We start from the raw sequence: 16,705 nt of genomic DNA on the forward strand, positions 1-16,705 counted from the left end.
AACAACCTATGGCGGATGCGTTAGTCATTGTCGAATCGCCGGCAAAAGCGAAGACAATTGGTAAATATTTAGGCAGTAAATATATTGTGAAGGCTTCAATGGGGCATATCAGGGATTTGCCGAAGAGTCAGATCGGTGTGGAAGTGGAGAATGATTTCAATCCCAAATACATCACGATCCGCGGCAAGGGCTCCATTCTGAAGGAACTCAAGGATGCCAGCAAAAAAGTGAAAAAAGTCTATCTGGCGGCTGACCCGGACCGCGAAGGTGAAGCGATTGCCTGGCATCTGGCGCATGCGCTGGATCTGGACAACACACAGGAATGCCGGGTCGTTTTTAATGAAATTACCAAACAGGCCGTAAAGGATGCCTTCAAGACACCGCGCAAGATTAATATGGATCTTGTGAATGCGCAGCAGGCCCGGCGGATTCTGGATCGCCTGGTCGGTTACAAAATCAGCCCCCTATTATGGAAGAAAGTCAAAAAAGGCTTGTCCGCCGGCCGGGTGCAGTCTGTTGCTGTGAAGATTATTATGGACCGCGAGAACGAAATCTCTGCCTTTGTTCCTACGGAATATTGGAGTATTACCGCGAAGCTGGGCATCCGTGATTCCCTCTTCGAAGCCAAGTTCCATAAGCTGAACGGCGAAAAGAAAGAGCTCGGCCAGGAAAGCGATGTTCAGGAAGTGCTGGAAGCGATCAAGGATGCTGCGTTCAAGGTGAGTGAGGTCAAAGAGAAGGAAAGACAGCGGCATCCGTCGGCGCCGTTTACGACAAGCTCCCTGCAGCAGGAGGCTGCACGCAAGCTGGGCTTCCGGGCAGCCAAAACCATGTCCGTTGCGCAGCAGCTGTACGAAGGTGTGGAGCTGGGCAAAGAGGGAACTGTGGGTCTGATCACTTATATGCGTACCGACTCCACCCGTCTATCCGCAACTGCACAGGAAGAAGCCAAAGAACTGATATTGGCCAAGTATGGTGAGAAATTTGCCCCCGAGACGCCGCGCCAGTATTCCAAAAAAGCTGCAGGGGCGCAGGATGCGCATGAGGCAATCCGCCCCACCTCCGCGCTTCGGGAGCCTGAAACGGTCAAGGAATTTATGAGCCGTGACCAGTTCCGGCTGTATAAGCTGATCTGGGAGCGTTTTGTATCCAGCCAGATGTCCTCTGCGGTTCTGGATACACTCTCGGTGGATATCACTGCGGGTGCTGCCGTGTTCAGAGCCGTAGGCTCCAAGGTGTCTTTTCCCGGCTTCATGAAGGTATATGTGGAAGGCAATGATGACGGCACCACGGATGAGGAGAAGTATTTGCCGCCGCTCCAGGCGGGAGATGATCTCGCCAAACAGGAAATAGAGCCCAAGCAGCATTTCACACAGCCGCCTCCACGCTATACAGAAGCGCGTCTGGTGAAGACATTGGAGGAGCTGGGTATAGGGCGTCCAAGCACGTATGCGCCGACGCTGGAAACCATTCAGAAACGCGGCTACGTGGCGATTGAAGAAAAGAAATTTATGCCGACAGAGCTTGGTGAACTGATCATCGAGCAGATGGAGCAGTTTTTTCCGGAAATTCTGGATGTTGAGTTTACGGCGCATATGGAAGGCGACCTTGACCATGTTGAGGAAGGCGCCGAGGATTGGGTAAAGGTATTGGCCGAATTCTATACATCCTTTGAGAAGCGTCTGGTGTTCGCGGAGGAAGAAATGAAAGAGATCGAAATTGAAGATGAAGTCTCGGATGAGCTGTGTGAGAAATGCGGGAAGCCGATGGTGTATAAGCTTGGGCGGTTCGGTAAATTCCTGGCCTGCTCCGGGTTTCCGGAATGCCGGAATACCAAGCCGATCATCAAGGACATCGGGGTAAGCTGTCCTAAGTGCCGCGAAGGCAAGGTGGTGGAACGGCGAAGCAAGAAGGGCCGTGTCTTCTACGGCTGCGACCAGTACCCTGGCTGCGATTTCGTATCGTGGGACAGACCCTCCGCCAAACCATGCCCTGTCTGCGGCTCCTGGATGGTTGAGAAGCGCAACAAGCAGGGCACGAAGCTGCAGTGCACCTCTTGCGATCATACAGAGGCTGTGCTTGAAGGCGAAGAACTGGCAGAATAAACGTGTCTCTACAGGAGGAAATGAAATTGACTGATACAGCTAGGGTTACCGTAATAGGAGCCGGCCTCGCAGGCAGCGAAGCCGCCTGGCAGATTGTCTCGCGCGGGGTGCCGGTCAGATTATATGAAATGAGGCCCGTCGTGAAGACGCTTGCGCATCATACCGGTCAATTTGCCGAACTGGTATGCAGCAACTCGCTGCGCGCCAACGGACTTGGCAATGCGGTAGGCGTGCTGAAGGAAGAAATGCGGCGTCTGGATTCGCTGGTGCTGGGTGCAGCCGACCGTCACGCAGTTCCTGCAGGCGGCGCGCTTGCCGTAGACCGTGACGGCTTCTCGGGAGAAATTACTTCCAAGCTGCACAATCATCCCCTGGTGGAAGTCATAAATGAAGAACTCACGCATATACCGGAGGAAGGGATTGTTGTAATAGCCACCGGCCCGCTGACTTCTCCCGCATTGTCCGCCGAGATCAGAGGGCTGCTCGGTGAAGAGTATTTTTACTTCTATGACGCTGCGGCTCCGATCGTGGAGAAAGACACCATCGACATGGGCAAGGTGTACCTGGCCTCACGTTATGACAAGGGTGAAGCCGCCTATCTGAATTGTCCGATGACGGAAGAGGAATTCAATCTTTTTTATGATGCGCTGATTTCGGCTGAAACGGCTGCACTCAAAGATTTTGAGAAAGAGATCTACTTTGAAGGCTGCATGCCGATTGAAATTATGATGAAGCGCGGCAAGCAGACCGCCTTGTTCGGGCCGATGAAACCGGTGGGACTTATGAATCCTCATACAGGCAAGCTGCCTTACGCGGTTGTCCAACTCCGGCAGGATAACGCTGCGGGGACGCTTTATAATCTGGTTGGCTTCCAGACCCATCTGAAATGGGGCGAACAGAAGCGTGTGTTTTCCCTGATTCCGGGACTTGAGAATGCCGAATATGTACGCTATGGCGTAATGCACCGCAATACATTTATTAATTCACCGAAGCTTCTTCACCCTACCTATCAAATGAAAGGCCGGGAAGGACTTTTTTTTGCCGGCCAAATGACCGGGGTTGAAGGCTACGTCGAATCTGCAGCCTCGGGGCTGATCGCCGGTTTGAATGCGGCGAGAGCGGCGCTTGGGGAAGAAGGGCTGATCTTTCCGCCGGATACAGTGCTGGGCAGCATGCCGGCGTATATCACCTCCGCCGATCCGGAACATTTCCAGCCGATGAATGCCAATTTCGGCTTGCTGCCGAAGCTGGAGCGTAGAATCCGCAGTAAAAAAGAGAAGAACGAGCTGCTTGCACACCGTGCCCTGGACAGTCTCGCTGAATATGCCGCCCGCACCGGCCTTGCTTATGCAGAGCCGGAGATTACAGAGGCCGGGGCCACGCCGGAAATGGAAGCGTGAGCAAGGCATATGCTTACGAAGTGAGTTTTGTACGTAGACAAATCAGGAAGTAACGCTCACAAAACTTTTAGGAGGTTGCGTAAATTATGTTACCGAGCTTTCATGCGACTACAATTTGTGCAGTGAGACATAACGGGCATGCGGCAATAGCCGGCGATGGCCAGGTTACGTTTGGCGAGAGCGTCATCATGAAGACCACAGCCAGAAAGGTCCGCCGCCTATACAGGGGACAGGTTATCGCCGGCTTTGCGGGATCAGTGGCTGATGCGATTACATTGTTCGAGAAGTTCGAGGGCAAGCTGGAGGAGCATCACGGCAACCTGCAGCGTGCGGCTGTTGAACTGGCCAAGGATTGGCGCCAAGACCGCATCCTGCGCAAGCTGGAAGCGCTGATGATTGTGATGGATAAGGAGGGCATGCTGCTGATTTCCGGCAACGGGGAAATTATCGAGCCGGATGATGATGTGCTTGCCATTGGCTCAGGCGGCAATTTTGCCCTTGCGTCAGGACGGGCGCTGAAGCGCCATGCCTCTAATTTGAGCGCGGCGGAGATTGCCAAAGAAGCGCTGCAGATTGCTTCCGAGATATGCGTGTATACCAATTCCAATATTATTGTTGAAGAACTATAGGCACGGTGCCACAGAAAGAGGGAGGAAGTCACAATGCTGAATCAATCGCTTACACCCCGGCAAATCGTAGCAGAACTTGATAAGTATATTGTAGGCCAGAAGCAGGCCAAGAAATCGGTGGCGGTTGCGCTCCGCAACCGGTACCGCCGCAGCCTGCTGTCTGAGGAGCTGCGGGATGAGGTTGTACCGAAGAACATTCTGATGATCGGACCCACCGGTGTCGGCAAGACCGAAATTGCGCGGCGTCTGGCCAAGCTGGTCAATGCTCCGTTCATTAAGGTAGAGGCCACCAAGTTTACAGAGGTTGGTTATGTGGGCCGTGATGTAGAGTCGATGGTCCGTGATTTGGTTGAAACCTCCATTCGCATGGTGAAGCTGGAACGGACCGAAAAGGTAAAGGACCGCGCTGAAGAACTGGCCAATGACCGCATCGTTTCCATTTTGGTGCCTGGCAGCTCGAAGAGTAAATCGCAGCGTAATCCGTTTGAAATGATCTTTGGCGGGAACAACGGCGGAGCGGAGGATGCCAAAGAGGAAACGGAAGACGGAAGCCTTAGCGAGCGCCGACGCGGTGTGAAGTTCAAGCTGCTGGCGGGACAGCTGGAGGAAGACATTATAGAGGTTGATGTTGAAGATACTACGCCTACTATGCTGGATATGTTCGCAGGCCAGGGGAATGACCAGATGGGGATGAACATGCAGGAAATGTTCGGCAGCCTGCTGCCCAAGCGGACCAAGAAGCGCAAGCTTCCGATCAAGGAAGCCCGTAAAGTGCTGATTCAGGATGAAGCGGCGAAGCTGATCGATATGGATGATGTCATTCAGGAATCGGTGGCCCGTGCCGAGCAGTCCGGCATTATTTTCATCGATGAGATTGATAAGGTAGCCAGTCAAGGCAAAGGCTCGGGTCCGGATGTATCCCGGGAAGGGGTCCAGCGTGATATTTTGCCTATCGTCGAAGGTTCTACGGTAATGACGAAGTATGGCCCTGTCAAGACAGATTACGTGCTGTTTATGGCCGCTGGAGCTTTTCATGTGGCAAAGCCTTCGGATCTTATTCCCGAGCTGCAGGGGCGGTTTCCGATCCGTGTGGAGCTGAGCAGCCTTACGCTGGAGGATTTCGTCTCCATTCTGACAGAGCCGGAGAACGCGCTGACCAAGCAATATGTCAATCTGCTGCAGACTGAAAATATCGAAGTGCAGTTCCAAAAAGAGGCCATATATGAAATTGCCCGGATAGCGGCCTCTGTGAACCAGAATATGGAGAATATAGGTGCGCGTAGACTGCATACTATTTTGGAGAAACTGCTGGAAGACCTATCTTTTGAAGCTCCCGAGTTAACTTTGGATACGATGGTCATCACTCCGGAGTATGTCCGGGAGAAATTGGCAGGAATCGCACAGGACCGCGATTTAAGTCAATATATCCTTTGATGCGACAAAGCTTAAAACAATTTAAATTTAGGCATTTGGAATTAGGTCTTTACAAAAAATCCCCCAAATCGGGGGATTTCGTGTTATTATATGTTAGATTAAAGCATATTTTGGAATAAAAAAGGTAAATAATTGAAAAAGTATGCTTTAAGCCCTCTCTTTTCTGAAAAGATAGGGCTTATTTCTTATTGTAATAATATACAAATTCTAAGAGAATCAATGTATGTGAGATTGACAATTTATTCGTCCATCGACATCTTTCGACCTAAATTCGGCAATCCAGGAAGATTTTTAGTTCTTTTTGTCGAATCAAGCAGGAATTCGTAAGAAGTTTGTGGAATTCTTTTCATCACCATAGCTTTTGGAAGGGGGATTTCCGTTGGGTTTATTGAACAGCATTAGTTTTCAAAGATTGCAAGGCGGCCTTGACGCCGCCACGAAACGACAAAGTGTTCTGGCGAATAATGTGGCCAATGCCGACACTCCGAATTTCAAGCGCTCTGATGTTAATTTTGAGAGTTTTTTACAGCAGCAAGAGAGCGGGATCAAGTCAACACTTAATGCGAAGGTGACAGATTCCCGCCACTTCCAATTCGGGACAGGGACTATTGTACCAACAGCAGTAGTCAGTACGGATGAAACCACTTCAATGAACAATAACAACAATAATGTGGACATGGACCGGGAGCAGGCGCTAAGCGCTGAGAACCAGCTTAGATACAACTCATATGTATCACAGCTAAACAGCCAAATTACAATGATGCGAACGGTAATTGAAGGGAGGTAACCAGCAATGAATTTTGGCAGCAGCTTTGGGATAAGCGCTTCAGCATTGACCGCCCAGCGGCTCAGGATGGATGTGATTTCCTCCAATATCGCCAATGCGGAGACAACAAGAGCCTCCGTGGTGGATGGCAAGGCAGTGCCTTACCGGCGCAAGCTTGTCGTATTGGAAACGGCCCAGAACAACAGCTTCTCCAATATCCTGAATTCCAAGATGAACAGCGGCGGCAGCCAAGGCGTTAAGGTGCAGTCCATTATCGAAGATTCCTCCCCGCTCAAGCCGGTATACAATCCCAGCCATCCGGATGCGGACGAGAGTGGATATGTATATATGCCAAATGTGGACATTACCAAGGAAATGGTGGACATGCTCTCAACGTCCCGTTCATATGAAGCGAATGTTACTATGCTGAATGCAAGTAAGGCCATGGTAACCAAGGCGCTGGAAATTGGAAAATAGAATTAATAGATACCGGGAGGGAAACAGTTGATACAGAATTTGAGCATTGGAGCACAGGCCATTAAGCCGCTCGCCATGAAGACAACAGCCGCTGAAGCTTCAACCGTTGAAGGCTCAGGACAAAGCTTTGGTTCATACTTGGAGAATGCCTTGAATCAAGTAGCTGAACAAGAGCAGCAGGCAAAGGATATGAGTAATAAATTTATCCTGGGAGAGGTCAATATCGATGAGGCTATGATTTCTTCCCAACAGGCGTTGCTGAGTTTGCAGTTGACTACACAAGTCCGGAACAAAGTGATTGAAGCCTATCAGGAAATTATGAGAACTCAAATCTAAATAATCCAAGCTTGGTTTCGGATGGGGTGACACTGTGAATGAAAGATTTGCCCAGTACCGGGAGAAAGCTAACCAGTATTGGAACAGATTCAGCGGTAAACAGAAAATATTGTTTTTCTCTACACTGTTTATCATCATAATCATAATCGTAGTATTAGCGATGCAATTATCGAAGACGGAATACGAAGTGGCCTTTCAGGATTTGGACAGCACTGATTCGGCCGGAGTAATGGGCTACCTGGATTCAGCCGGAGTTTCTTACCGTTTAAGTCCGGACGGCAAAAGCATTTCCGTGCCAAGTACGGAGGCCGCCCGCATCAAAGTGGACATTGGTTCGCAGGGAATTGTACAAGGGGGTTCGATCGGCTATAAAATTTTTGACGAGTCCTCGTCGATGATCGGCACCACGGACAGCGAATTCAATGTTAAATACAACAATGCTCTAAACGGTGAAATAGAACAGCTGATGAGGCGGATGCAGGGCATCAAGGATGCCAAGGTTCTGATCAACCTCCCCAAGGAAACGGTCTTTGCCGCCCAGGAAAATCAGGAGCAGGCTTCCGCTTCAGTGGTGCTTAGTTTTGATCCGGGTTTTAGGCCCACACAGGATAACATTGACGGCTATTTTAATCTGGTAAAAACAGCTGTTCCGAACCTGCCGATTGACAACATTACGATTGCCAACAATGAAGTTGAATTGATGCCAACGGCCAAAGGCGGTCAAGCGGGCGTCTCCAGCCAGGTTGAAGAAAACTTTGCCCTCCAGAAGAAATTTGAAGATGATGTCAAAAAAGATGTGAAGCAATTCCTTAGCACGCTCATGGGTCCGGATAAAGTGGATGTTCTGGTGCTCTCCAAATTGAATTTTGACAAGGAGAACCGAAAGGAGGATCTGGTGGCGCCGGTTGACACGGAGAATATGAAAGGGATTGAGATCAGCTCGCAAATTATCAGCAACACCTATTCGGGTCAGGGTAATACTACCGGAGGGGTTGCAGGCACAGGCTCGCAAGATGTTTCGGGTTATCCTTCGGATACCGGTTCGGGCACTTCTTCTTCTGAGGAGTCTTCGGAGACCAGGAACTATGAAGTGAATCGAATCACCAAGGATATAATCGCTAGTCCATATTCTGTTAAAGATTTAACCATAAATGTTGCTGTTGAACCACCCTCCGGCCAAACAACTTTAGACGACACCACATCCGCAGCAATACAGAATATTTTGGTGAATATCGTACGCGCATCCCTGGCGGATTCAGGTTCTGATTATACAGACGCAGAATTAACTAAAAAAGTTTCGGTTTACTCCCAACAATTCGGAAGTACGGATGTTAACGCGGCTTCAGGCGGACTTGCAGCGTGGATGATTTGGGCGATTGCGGCAGCTGCATTGCTGGCCGGTGCAGGAGGCGGATATTTGATTTACCGCAGCCGCAAAAATAAAGAGGAAGAAGTGGAAGAAGACATCCCGCTTCAGGTTCCTACCGAGTTTCCATCCATTAATATGGATAGCGTGACGAACGAAAGCCAGGTCCGCAAGCAATTGGAAAGTCTGGCGAAGAAGAAGCCGGATGAATTCGTAAATCTGCTGCGCACATGGCTTGCAGACGAACAGAGGTGAACTAATGGCAAAAGCCACCCAGCAGGTGCTTAGCGGCCGTCAAAAGGCGGCGATCCTGCTTATCACACTAGGGCCCGAGGTATCGGCGCAAATATTCAAACATCTGAGGGACGAGGAAATCGAGCAGCTGACTCTGGAAATCGCCAATGTCCGAAAAGTGGACAGCTCGGAAAAAGAGTCAATTATGTCCGAATTCCATCAAATCTGTCTTGCCCAGGAATATATATCGCAAGGCGGTATCAATTACGCCAAAGAGATACTGGAAAAAGCGCTTGGCTCGACCAAGGCAATGGAGGTTATCAACCGCCTGACGGCAACGCTGCAGGTACGGCCTTTCGATTTCGCACGCAAGGCTGATCCTAACCAGATCCTGAACTTTATCCAGAACGAAAATGTTCAGACCATCGCTCTTGTATTATCATATCTGCAATTTGAACAAGCGGCTTCCATACTGTCCTCGCTTCCACAGGAGAAGCAGGCAGAGGTTGCCCGGAGAATCGCAATTATGGACAGCACTTCTCCCGAGGTTGTTACCCAAATCGAACGGGTGCTGGAGCAGAAGCTGTCGGCTACGGTTACTCAGGATTATACGAACGCCGGGGGCATTGAATCCATTGTGCAGATTCTGAACGGTGTAGACCGCGGGACGGAACGCACAATTCTGGATTCCCTGGAAATTCAGGACCCCGAGCTGGCCGAAGAAATCAAAAAACGGATGTTCGTATTCGAGGATATTGTCAATGTGGACAACCGCTCGATACAGCGGATTATCCGCGATATCGAGAATGCCGATCTGCAGCTGGCGCTCAAGGTTGCCAGCGAGGAAGTGCGGGATGTTATCTTCCGCAACATGTCAAAGCGGATGGCGGAAACCTTCCGCGAAGAAATGGAGTATATGGGTCCGGTGCGGCTGCGTGACGTTGAAGAAGCACAGACCCGCATCGTAGGAACGATCCGCAGACTTGAAGAATCAGGTGAAATAATCATCGCCCGTGGCGGAGGAGATGACATTATTGTCTAGGCTGATCAAACATTCTCAATATGTTCCGGTAGATGTTCTTAAGCGGCTGGAGCAAGCCAGACAGCATGCCGGTCTGACCGGGGAACCTCCTGCTGCTGATGATGAAGCTGCAGGTGAGGTGCACTATCAGGACCCCGCCCGCGAAGCGGCGGAGCAGGCCCGCAAGCAAATGCTGAAGGATGCACAGGAGTTTGCCGAAGGACAGGTCAGAAACGCAGCGCAGGAAGCTGAGAATATTGTGGATTCGGCGAAGACAGAGGCTGAAGAATGGTGGCGGCAGCGCCGGGAGCAGGATGAGCATCTTGTGGAGGCTGTCAAATCCGAAGCCTACCAGCAGGGATATCAGGAAGGTCTTGCACAGGCTGAACAGGAAATGGCACAGAAGCTTGACGAGCTGATGGATGAAGCGAGACAGGTGCTTAAGGAAGCCTACCGTGCCAGAGATGTGATTATTCAGGAGGCCGAACCTTTTCTGGTGGAGCTGAGCTGTGACATCGCCGAGAAAATTGTGGACAAGCAGCTGACGGTGGAGCCGCAGTTCGCGATGGATTTGATCCGCAAGAATCTTGCCCGCAAACGCGAGCAGGGGCTGATCTCCTTATGCGTATCTCCGGCACAGTTCGCTTTTGTCAATGCTGCCAGAGAGGAACTGGCGCTGGCGGTGGATTCGCAGGCCGAGCTTCAGATTCTGCCTGATGGGGCGGTCCGTGATCTTGGCTGCGTTATCCGTTCTTCGTTTGGAAGCATCGATGCACGCATCGATACGCAGCTGGCCGAAATCAAGAAAGAGCTGGTAAGAATTGCACTGGACACGGATGAGCACAGAAATGGGGAAGAGGATGCTTGACAGCAGACGCTATAAAGAACAGCTGCGTAACTTCGACCCGGTTAGAATTAACGGGAAGGTTACCCAAGTCATCGGGCTGATGGTTGAGTCCGAAGGGCCGGATGCCAGCATTGGCGATGTATGCTTCATCTATCCCGCCAAAGGCAATAAGCCGCTGCAGGCCGAAGTCGTCGGCTTCCGCGACAACAAGGTGCTGCTGATGCCGCTTGGAGAGCTGCAGGCGATTGGTCCCGGCTGCGATGTTGTAGGGACGGGCAAGCCGCTTAGCGTCCAAGTTGGCTCGGAGCTGCTGGGCAAGGTGCTCGACGGGCTGGGACAGCCGCTTGACGGCTCACTCATTCCGGCGCGCATGCCGCACAGCTCAACCTTCAACATCCCGTCCAACCCTTTGAACCGTCCCCGCGTGCAGGAGCCCATCAGCATCGGGGTCAGGGCGATAGACGGATTGCTGACCATCGGCAAAGGGCAGCGCGTAGGCATTTTCGCCGGCTCCGGGGTCGGCAAGAGTACATTAATGGGAATGATCGCCCGCAATACCTCGGCAGATGTGAATGTAATCGCACTGATCGGGGAACGGGGCAGAGAAGTGCTCGATTTCATTGAACGGGATCTAGGGCCAGAAGGACTGCAGCGATCTGTTGTTGTTGTGGCCACCTCGGACCAGCCGGCGCTCATCCGGATCAAAGGGGCGCTGATTGCCACAACGATTGCCGAATATTTCCGTGACCGCGGGCTGAACGTCATGCTGATGATGGACTCGGTAACCCGTTATGCAATGGCACAGCGCGAGGTGGGGCTTGCAGTAGGTGAGCCGCCGGCAATGAGAGGCTACACGCCTTCAGTCTTCGCCAGCCTGCCCAAGCTGCTCGAACGGGCCGGTACAGGGCCTGCCGGCTCAATCACCGCTTTTTACACAGTTTTGGTAGACGGTGACGACATGAACGAGCCGATCGCCGATGCTGTGCGCGGAATACTTGACGGGCATATCGTGCTGAACCGGAATATCGCCAACAAAGGGCATTTTCCTGCAATCGATGTTCTCGCCAGCATCAGCCGTGTCATGAAGGATATTGCCCCGGAGGAGCAGATTGCGGCAGCCGAGAATGTGAAGCGGCTTATGGCCGTATATAAGGATTCCGAGGATTTGATTAATATTGGAGCTTACCAGAGAGGCTCCAATGCCCAGATTGATGAATCCATGCACTATATTGACAGCATTTGGGATTTCACAAAGCAGAAGGTGGATGAAAAGGTAACGCTGGCCGAGGTTCAGGAGTCATTAATTTCTCAGTTCTCAAGGAGTTGATTGATAGTGAGATTCCATTATACTTTTCAAAAAGTGGTGGACTTGAAGGGGAATGAAAAAACACAGGCAGAGTGGATGCTCTCAAGCGCACTCGGAGAACTGCAGGCCCAGGAAAGAAGCCTTGAAGAATTAACCGCTCAGCGCAGCACACTGATGCAGTCATTGCAGCAGGCGGCCGAACAAAAAACACCCATGGCCAAGCTTCGTGAAATGCAGGATTATGTGGATTATCTGGATCACTGTATCGCCCGCAAGCATTTGGATATCAGCCGTGCACATCTGGAGGTCCGGCACAAGCAGGATCAGCTCAGCACAAAGGTGCTGGATGAGAAAGTATGGCTGAAGGCCAGAGACAAGGCTCAGACGGCATTTCAGCAAAGTATGATTTTGCGGGAACAAAACGAACTGGATGAGATAGCTACCGTCCGCTTCGCGATGAAATCCCTCTAACCCAGGAGGTTTCCGTTAGTGGCTAATAATGAAATGGAATTTGAAAATGAAGGGTCAGCGAGCAAATTTGAGCGGTTTCTGTTTCTGATGATTCCGATTATCTTTACTCTTGTGCTGCTTGGCGTATTGTTGACTCTTTTTAATATGGATATCCGCCAGAATGTTCTGTCTATTGCGAACAAGATTCCCTTTGTGGAAAGTTGGGTTCCTGATCCGGCGCCGGCTGCCGGCGAGGAGACGGAAGATGATCCGCAAAAGAAAATTGAGGAACAGGCTGCGAGCTCGGAAACAACAATCAAGGAACTGAAGAACCAACTGGCTGCGCAGGCGGAGCAGCTGACCAAGGCCAATGAAGATATGGCCGCCCAGGCAACGAAGGCGGAGGCGCTGCAGAAGCAGATAGACAGCATGAGGGAAGAAGCTGCCGCTGCCGAAGCAAGCACAGGCGAAGCCGAAGATCCCTACGTGAAGCAGGTGACAGAATTAGCCAAGCTCTACGCGGGAATGAAGGCCTCCAAAGCCGCACCGATTATGGAGAATCTGACCACCGATGAAATGGTGCAAATCTTCAGTGTCATGAACAATGCCGGCAAAACGGCCATTTTGGAGAAGATGGACCCCAAGAAGGCTGCGGATGTCTCCATTAAGCTAAAAGAAACAACGAATTCGACCGATATGGCTATTGCAGCCCTTCAATCGAGACTGAAGCAGGATTCCGCTTCCGCCGCTGCGTCAGCAACATCCGGCAACCTGGATCAAGAGAAGCTGAACCAGACCTTCACAGCTATGCCTGCAGCCGATGCGGCAACGCTGCTGGGGTCCATGTATGCAATCAGCCCGGACAAAGTCATCACTATTCTGAACAGCGTAAGCGACAGTGTGCGCTCTTCAATTCTGGGTGAGATGACGAAGCAGGACAGCGCCCAGACTGCCAAGGTTTTGAACCGTCTGATGGGCGGCAAATAGCTTTTGAAGGGAGGTGAAAATAATGAGTTTAGTCGTTCAAACCATGGCTGCCGGCAACACAGCGGCATCCGGCGGAGCAGCGACAGCTGCCAATGCGGCAACGGCTGCCGCCAGCGGGAAGGCAACGCTCCTGCCGTTTGCACAGACCCTTGTTCAGAGCATGGAAGGAGCTGCAGGAGCTGCAGCCAAGGGGACGGAGACACCCATTCCGGGGAATCTGGCTGCGCTGCTGCAAGGACTGATGAATGCCGTACAGGCAGCTGGAGAGGAGACCGAAGGTGCAGGCGGCTCCCGGAATACCGGGCAGGTGCAGGAGCTTACGGAGGATCTTGCAAGGCTGGATGAAAGCATAAGCAGCGATCCTGTCCTGCTGGCTGCGCTGCAAGGCTGGCTTGTCCAGGTTTCGGCTCTATTGCCGGGAAGCAGTCCTTCAGACGGCACGGTTGAAGCAGAAGCTGGAACCAACACCGCTGCGCTTTCTCCCCTGGCCCGGAATCCGGAGACACTCCGGTTTGCTGTCCAGGATGAGCTTAACAGCCTTGTGAATATGATTCAGCAGGCGGCGGCTGGCGGGGATGAGCAAGCAGCTTCGCAAGGCGTCCGGCTTTTGAATAATTTCACGGCTATACTGGCAGAAACAGCTGTTCCGGAGAGCAGGGCAAAAGGGAAAACAACCGTAAGCACAGAGGCGCCGGCTGTGTCATTGGCAGCACCGGCTGGCACTGAGACAAATAGCGGGTCCAAGGTGAAGACGCCGGCCCAGCCGGACATTCGTTTGGGCATATCCTCTGCCGTCAAGCCTGAAACTGCAGCTGCAAAGGTAATACCTGCAGATGATGCCGGTTCAGAAGCGGTCAGCACTCCGCCAGCCAGGGCTGCCGGAAAAGCGGAAACGCCCGCGTCTTCAGCTACAGCCGAGCCCTTAACTGAAGCAACGGCAGGAAATGAAGAGCATGAAGTTGTAACTGCAGGCCAATTGTCGCTGCGTGGAGGCATCACAGCTCCTTTGAAGGCAGAAGCGGCTCCGGTTCCGGTGCCTCAGTTCGCCCAGGAGATGGAATCTTTTATTACAGGCAAACTGGATATTGTCAAAAAAGGCGGAGTGGCTGAAGCTACAATCACTCTATTCCCGGAGAACCTGGGACAGGTTGATGTTAAAATCACAATGCAAAACGGTCATTTGGTAGCCTCGTTCTTAACGGAGCATGCAGCAGCGAAGGATATGCTGGAGCAGCAGATGAGCCAGCTGAGATCTGCTCTGCAGTCTCATGGGCTCCAGGTTGAGAAATTGGAAGTCACACAGAACAATACACCGCTGCAGGCGCAATATAACGGACAGCAGGGCCGCGGGTCCGGAGGACAGCAGCAGGAGAGACGCTCCAAGGAACGCAGCGAGGATATCGGTGACGCTGTGCTTGCCGCAGAGCTGAATGGAGAATGGAAAGAATGGGTGGCAGGCGCCCAAGCGGACCACCGCGAACAAGGCGGAAGCTTTTCTGCCAAAGCATAGATTGATGAAAAGCGAGGTGAAATCAAAATGGCAACAACTCCTGTTTCCAGTTCAGAGCAATGGAATTATTCGGTTGCGGACAGCAGCAAAAAAACAACAGGCGATTCAACGCTGGGCAAGGACCAGTTTCTGAAGATACTGATCACCCAGCTGCAGAATCAGGACCCGATGCAGCCAATGGAGGATAAGGAATTTATCGCCCAAATGGCCCAGTTCACATCGGTAGAGCAGCTGATGAATATTTCGTCGCAGCTGACAGCGCTGAATCAGTCCCTTGGCTCGGTCTCCGGCTTGATCGGCAAGGACGTTACGTGGACAGATGCTGTAACTTTGCAGTCCAAATCAGGCAATGTGGATTCTATCGTCGTCAGTAACGGTATCCAATATGCCGTTGTGGGCGAAGAACGAATCGCTTTAACCGATATTACACAAATTCAGAATGCTGCCCCACAAGCCGATAATGCGAATGATGCTGCAGACTCTGAGGATGGCGGGGCGGCGTCATGAGTGACAGGCTCACGATAGGCCAGCTGTATCCCGCAAATGTGCATCCGGCTGCATTGCAGCGGCCCCAGGCTTCCAAGAATTCTGTAAGTACAGAAGCCTCGTTCGAAAGCATGCTGCAGAAGAATATGCTGAAGTTCAGCAACCATGCGGCTAAGCGCCTGGAACAAAGAGGCATAGAGCTTGGCAGCAGCCAGCTGGACCAGATCTCATCCGCTGTGGACAAGGCAGCGGCCAAGGGAAGCAAGGAATCGCTGATATTAATGAAAGACATGGCTCTAATTGTCAGTGTGCCCAATCGGACCGTGGTAACTGCCATGGATGGCAGTTCAATGAAGGATAATGTATTTACGCAAATTGACAGTGCAGTAATCATCTCTTAACCCGGCCGGTCCTAACTGGAGAGCCGGAAGTGGCTGCCGACCGACTGACGCAGCCAGCGCTCGAATTCACAATCCACATCATTTCAGAGTCCAAGTACTCTATATCCGGGAGGAAGACAAACAATGCTAAGATCAATGTACTCAGGTGTTTCAGGAATGCGCGGTTTCCAGACGAAACTGGACGTTATCGGCAACAACATTGCAAACGTAAATACAATCGGCTTCAAATCCGGGCGGGTAATGTTCAAGGATATCATGAGCCAGACCGTCTCCGGTGTTACAGCACCTGTTGATGGAGGGCAAGGCGGGGTGAATGCCAAACAGATTGGACTGGGTGTGAGCATAGGTTCCATCGACACCCTGCATTTGGCCGGCAGTGCCATGACAACCAACAATCCGACAGACTTGCGCATTGACGGCGACGGATTTTTCCTGGTCAGGCTCTCTGATGATCAGGAAACCCCCTTCCTGACCCGCGCAGGTGATTTTCATGTGGACTCCAGCCGCAATCTGCTGACCTCTGACGGACTGCATGTGCTTGATTCCGATGGTGAAGCCATTCAGCTGGGCGAAGACGTTACAGCCTTCACTATTAGTTCTGATGGTACAATCATGCAGACAATGGCGGACGGTACTACAGAAGCAGGGGTTCAGATTGGTGTAACCAAAGTGAGCAATCCGGAGGGGCTTGAGAAAATCGGCGGCAATCTGTACCGTATGACAATGAATGCCAACGCGGACGGTGAGCTTGTTATCACTACAGCCAATGATGCCGAACTTGGGACAGGCTCCATTGTCGCCGGCCAGCTTGAAATGTCCAATGTGGATCTTACCGGCGAATTTACAGAAATGATTGTCTCCCAGCGCGGGTTTCAGGCGAACTCCCGTATAATTACGACTTCTGATGAAATCCTGCAGGAAGTTGTTAACCTCAAGCGTTAATGCTTGTA

17 protein-coding genes are annotated in these 16,705 nt (G+C 51.7%); all 17 read left to right on the top strand.

Features of this window, described 5'->3' with window-relative positions:
• Window positions 1–8 precede the first annotated feature (8 nt).
• On the top strand, window positions 9–2,105 hold the full coding sequence (topA, locus tag HYD27_RS17930; protein WP_219217412.1) for a type I DNA topoisomerase: 2,097 nt from the start codon (window positions 9–11) through the stop codon (window positions 2,103–2,105).
• Window positions 2,106–2,125: 20 nt separating this feature from the next.
• A complete protein-coding gene (gene trmFO / locus HYD27_RS17935) occupies window positions 2,126–3,505 on the top strand; it encodes an FADH(2)-oxidizing methylenetetrahydrofolate--tRNA-(uracil(54)-C(5))-methyltransferase TrmFO (protein WP_375373927.1) in 1,380 nt (459 codons plus the stop codon).
• A gap of 86 nt (window positions 3,506–3,591) precedes the next feature.
• Window positions 3,592–4,134 carry an ATP-dependent protease subunit HslV gene (gene hslV / locus HYD27_RS17940; RefSeq protein WP_219217417.1) on the top strand — a complete coding sequence of 181 codons (543 nt, stop codon included), beginning with the start codon at window positions 3,592–3,594 and terminating at the stop codon, window positions 4,132–4,134.
• A 33-nt stretch (window positions 4,135–4,167) separates the two neighbouring features.
• Complete coding sequence (gene hslU / locus HYD27_RS17945; protein ID WP_219217419.1) at window positions 4,168–5,568, top strand: ATP-dependent protease ATPase subunit HslU; 1,401 nt, start codon at window positions 4,168–4,170, stop codon at window positions 5,566–5,568.
• A 379-nt stretch (window positions 5,569–5,947) separates the two neighbouring features.
• Window positions 5,948–6,355: a flagellar basal body rod protein FlgB gene (flgB, locus tag HYD27_RS17950; protein WP_219217422.1), complete on the top strand. Its 408-nt coding sequence runs from the start codon at window positions 5,948–5,950 to the stop codon at window positions 6,353–6,355.
• 6 nt (window positions 6,356–6,361) lie between these two features.
• Window positions 6,362–6,811, top strand: coding sequence for a flagellar basal body rod protein FlgC (flgC, locus tag HYD27_RS17955; RefSeq protein ID WP_219217424.1), 450 nt, complete (start codon window positions 6,362–6,364; stop codon window positions 6,809–6,811).
• Window positions 6,812–6,838: 27 nt separating this feature from the next.
• Window positions 6,839–7,147 carry a flagellar hook-basal body complex protein FliE gene (gene fliE, locus HYD27_RS17960; protein ID WP_375373928.1) on the top strand — a complete coding sequence of 103 codons (309 nt, stop codon included), beginning with the start codon at window positions 6,839–6,841 and terminating at the stop codon, window positions 7,145–7,147.
• A gap of 34 nt (window positions 7,148–7,181) precedes the next feature.
• On the top strand, window positions 7,182–8,768 hold the full coding sequence (gene fliF, locus HYD27_RS17965; RefSeq protein ID WP_219217426.1) for a flagellar basal-body MS-ring/collar protein FliF: 1,587 nt from the start codon (window positions 7,182–7,184) through the stop codon (window positions 8,766–8,768).
• A gap of 4 nt (window positions 8,769–8,772) precedes the next feature.
• A complete protein-coding gene (gene fliG / locus HYD27_RS17970) occupies window positions 8,773–9,789 on the top strand; it encodes a flagellar motor switch protein FliG (RefSeq protein ID WP_219217428.1) in 1,017 nt (338 codons plus the stop codon).
• The gene (locus HYD27_RS17975) at window positions 9,782–10,636 is read left to right on the top strand and encodes a FliH/SctL family protein (protein WP_219217430.1); all 855 of its coding nucleotides are present in this window, start codon (window positions 9,782–9,784) and stop codon (window positions 10,634–10,636) included. Before fliG ends, HYD27_RS17975 begins: the two co-directional genes overlap by 8 nt.
• Window positions 10,617–11,942, top strand: a complete 1,326-nt coding sequence (gene fliI / locus HYD27_RS17980) for a flagellar protein export ATPase FliI (RefSeq protein ID WP_219217432.1) — start codon at window positions 10,617–10,619, stop codon at window positions 11,940–11,942. The genes HYD27_RS17975 and fliI overlap by 20 nt, the downstream gene beginning before the upstream one ends.
• A 6-nt stretch (window positions 11,943–11,948) precedes the next feature.
• Window positions 11,949–12,392: a flagellar export protein FliJ gene (gene fliJ / locus HYD27_RS17985; protein ID WP_219217434.1), complete on the top strand. Its 444-nt coding sequence runs from the start codon at window positions 11,949–11,951 to the stop codon at window positions 12,390–12,392.
• An 18-nt stretch (window positions 12,393–12,410) separates the two neighbouring features.
• Window positions 12,411–13,358 (top strand): MotE family protein, encoded by a 948-nt coding sequence (locus HYD27_RS17990; protein WP_309242088.1) that lies wholly within the window; start codon window positions 12,411–12,413, stop codon window positions 13,356–13,358.
• A 22-nt stretch (window positions 13,359–13,380) separates the two neighbouring features.
• Window positions 13,381–14,868 (top strand): flagellar hook-length control protein FliK, encoded by a 1,488-nt coding sequence (locus HYD27_RS17995; protein WP_219217437.1) that lies wholly within the window; start codon window positions 13,381–13,383, stop codon window positions 14,866–14,868.
• A 27-nt stretch (window positions 14,869–14,895) separates the two neighbouring features.
• A complete protein-coding gene (locus tag HYD27_RS18000) occupies window positions 14,896–15,375 on the top strand; it encodes a flagellar hook capping FlgD N-terminal domain-containing protein (protein WP_219217440.1) in 480 nt (159 codons plus the stop codon).
• Window positions 15,372–15,755, top strand: a complete 384-nt coding sequence (locus HYD27_RS18005; RefSeq protein WP_219217442.1) for a TIGR02530 family flagellar biosynthesis protein — start codon at window positions 15,372–15,374, stop codon at window positions 15,753–15,755. Before HYD27_RS18000 ends, HYD27_RS18005 begins: the two co-directional genes overlap by 4 nt.
• Before the next feature lie 123 nt (window positions 15,756–15,878).
• The gene (flgG, locus tag HYD27_RS18010; RefSeq protein WP_219217445.1) at window positions 15,879–16,697 is read left to right on the top strand and encodes a flagellar basal body rod protein FlgG; all 819 of its coding nucleotides are present in this window, start codon (window positions 15,879–15,881) and stop codon (window positions 16,695–16,697) included.
• Window positions 16,698–16,705 lie beyond the last annotated feature (8 nt).

Origin of the sequence: Paenibacillus sp. S150, assembly GCF_019352175.1 — a bacterium.
GTDB lineage: Bacteria > Bacillota > Bacilli > Paenibacillales > Paenibacillaceae > Paenibacillus_AQ.

Excerpts from the sequence above, each read along its gene's own strand:
- hslU (WP_219217419.1), top strand. The coding sequence starts at position 4,168 with ATGCTGAATCAATCGCTTACACCCCGGCAAATCGTAGCAGAACTTGAT.
- HYD27_RS17995 (WP_219217437.1), top strand. The coding sequence starts at position 13,381 with ATGAGTTTAGTCGTTCAAACCATGGCTGCCGGCAACACAGCGGCATCC.
- fliI (WP_219217432.1), top strand. The coding sequence starts at position 10,617 with ATGGGGAAGAGGATGCTTGACAGCAGACGCTATAAAGAACAGCTGCGT.
- HYD27_RS18005 (WP_219217442.1), top strand. The coding sequence starts at position 15,372 with ATGAGTGACAGGCTCACGATAGGCCAGCTGTATCCCGCAAATGTGCAT.
- HYD27_RS18000 (WP_219217440.1), top strand. The coding sequence starts at position 14,896 with ATGGCAACAACTCCTGTTTCCAGTTCAGAGCAATGGAATTATTCGGTT.
- fliG (WP_219217428.1), top strand. The coding sequence starts at position 8,773 with ATGGCAAAAGCCACCCAGCAGGTGCTTAGCGGCCGTCAAAAGGCGGCG.
- hslV (WP_219217417.1), top strand. The coding sequence starts at position 3,592 with ATGTTACCGAGCTTTCATGCGACTACAATTTGTGCAGTGAGACATAAC.
- trmFO (WP_375373927.1), top strand. The coding sequence starts at position 2,126 with ATGAAATTGACTGATACAGCTAGGGTTACCGTAATAGGAGCCGGCCTC.
- flgG (WP_219217445.1), top strand. The coding sequence starts at position 15,879 with ATGCTAAGATCAATGTACTCAGGTGTTTCAGGAATGCGCGGTTTCCAG.
- flgC (WP_219217424.1), top strand. The coding sequence starts at position 6,362 with ATGAATTTTGGCAGCAGCTTTGGGATAAGCGCTTCAGCATTGACCGCC.
- topA (WP_219217412.1), top strand. The coding sequence starts at position 9 with ATGGCGGATGCGTTAGTCATTGTCGAATCGCCGGCAAAAGCGAAGACA.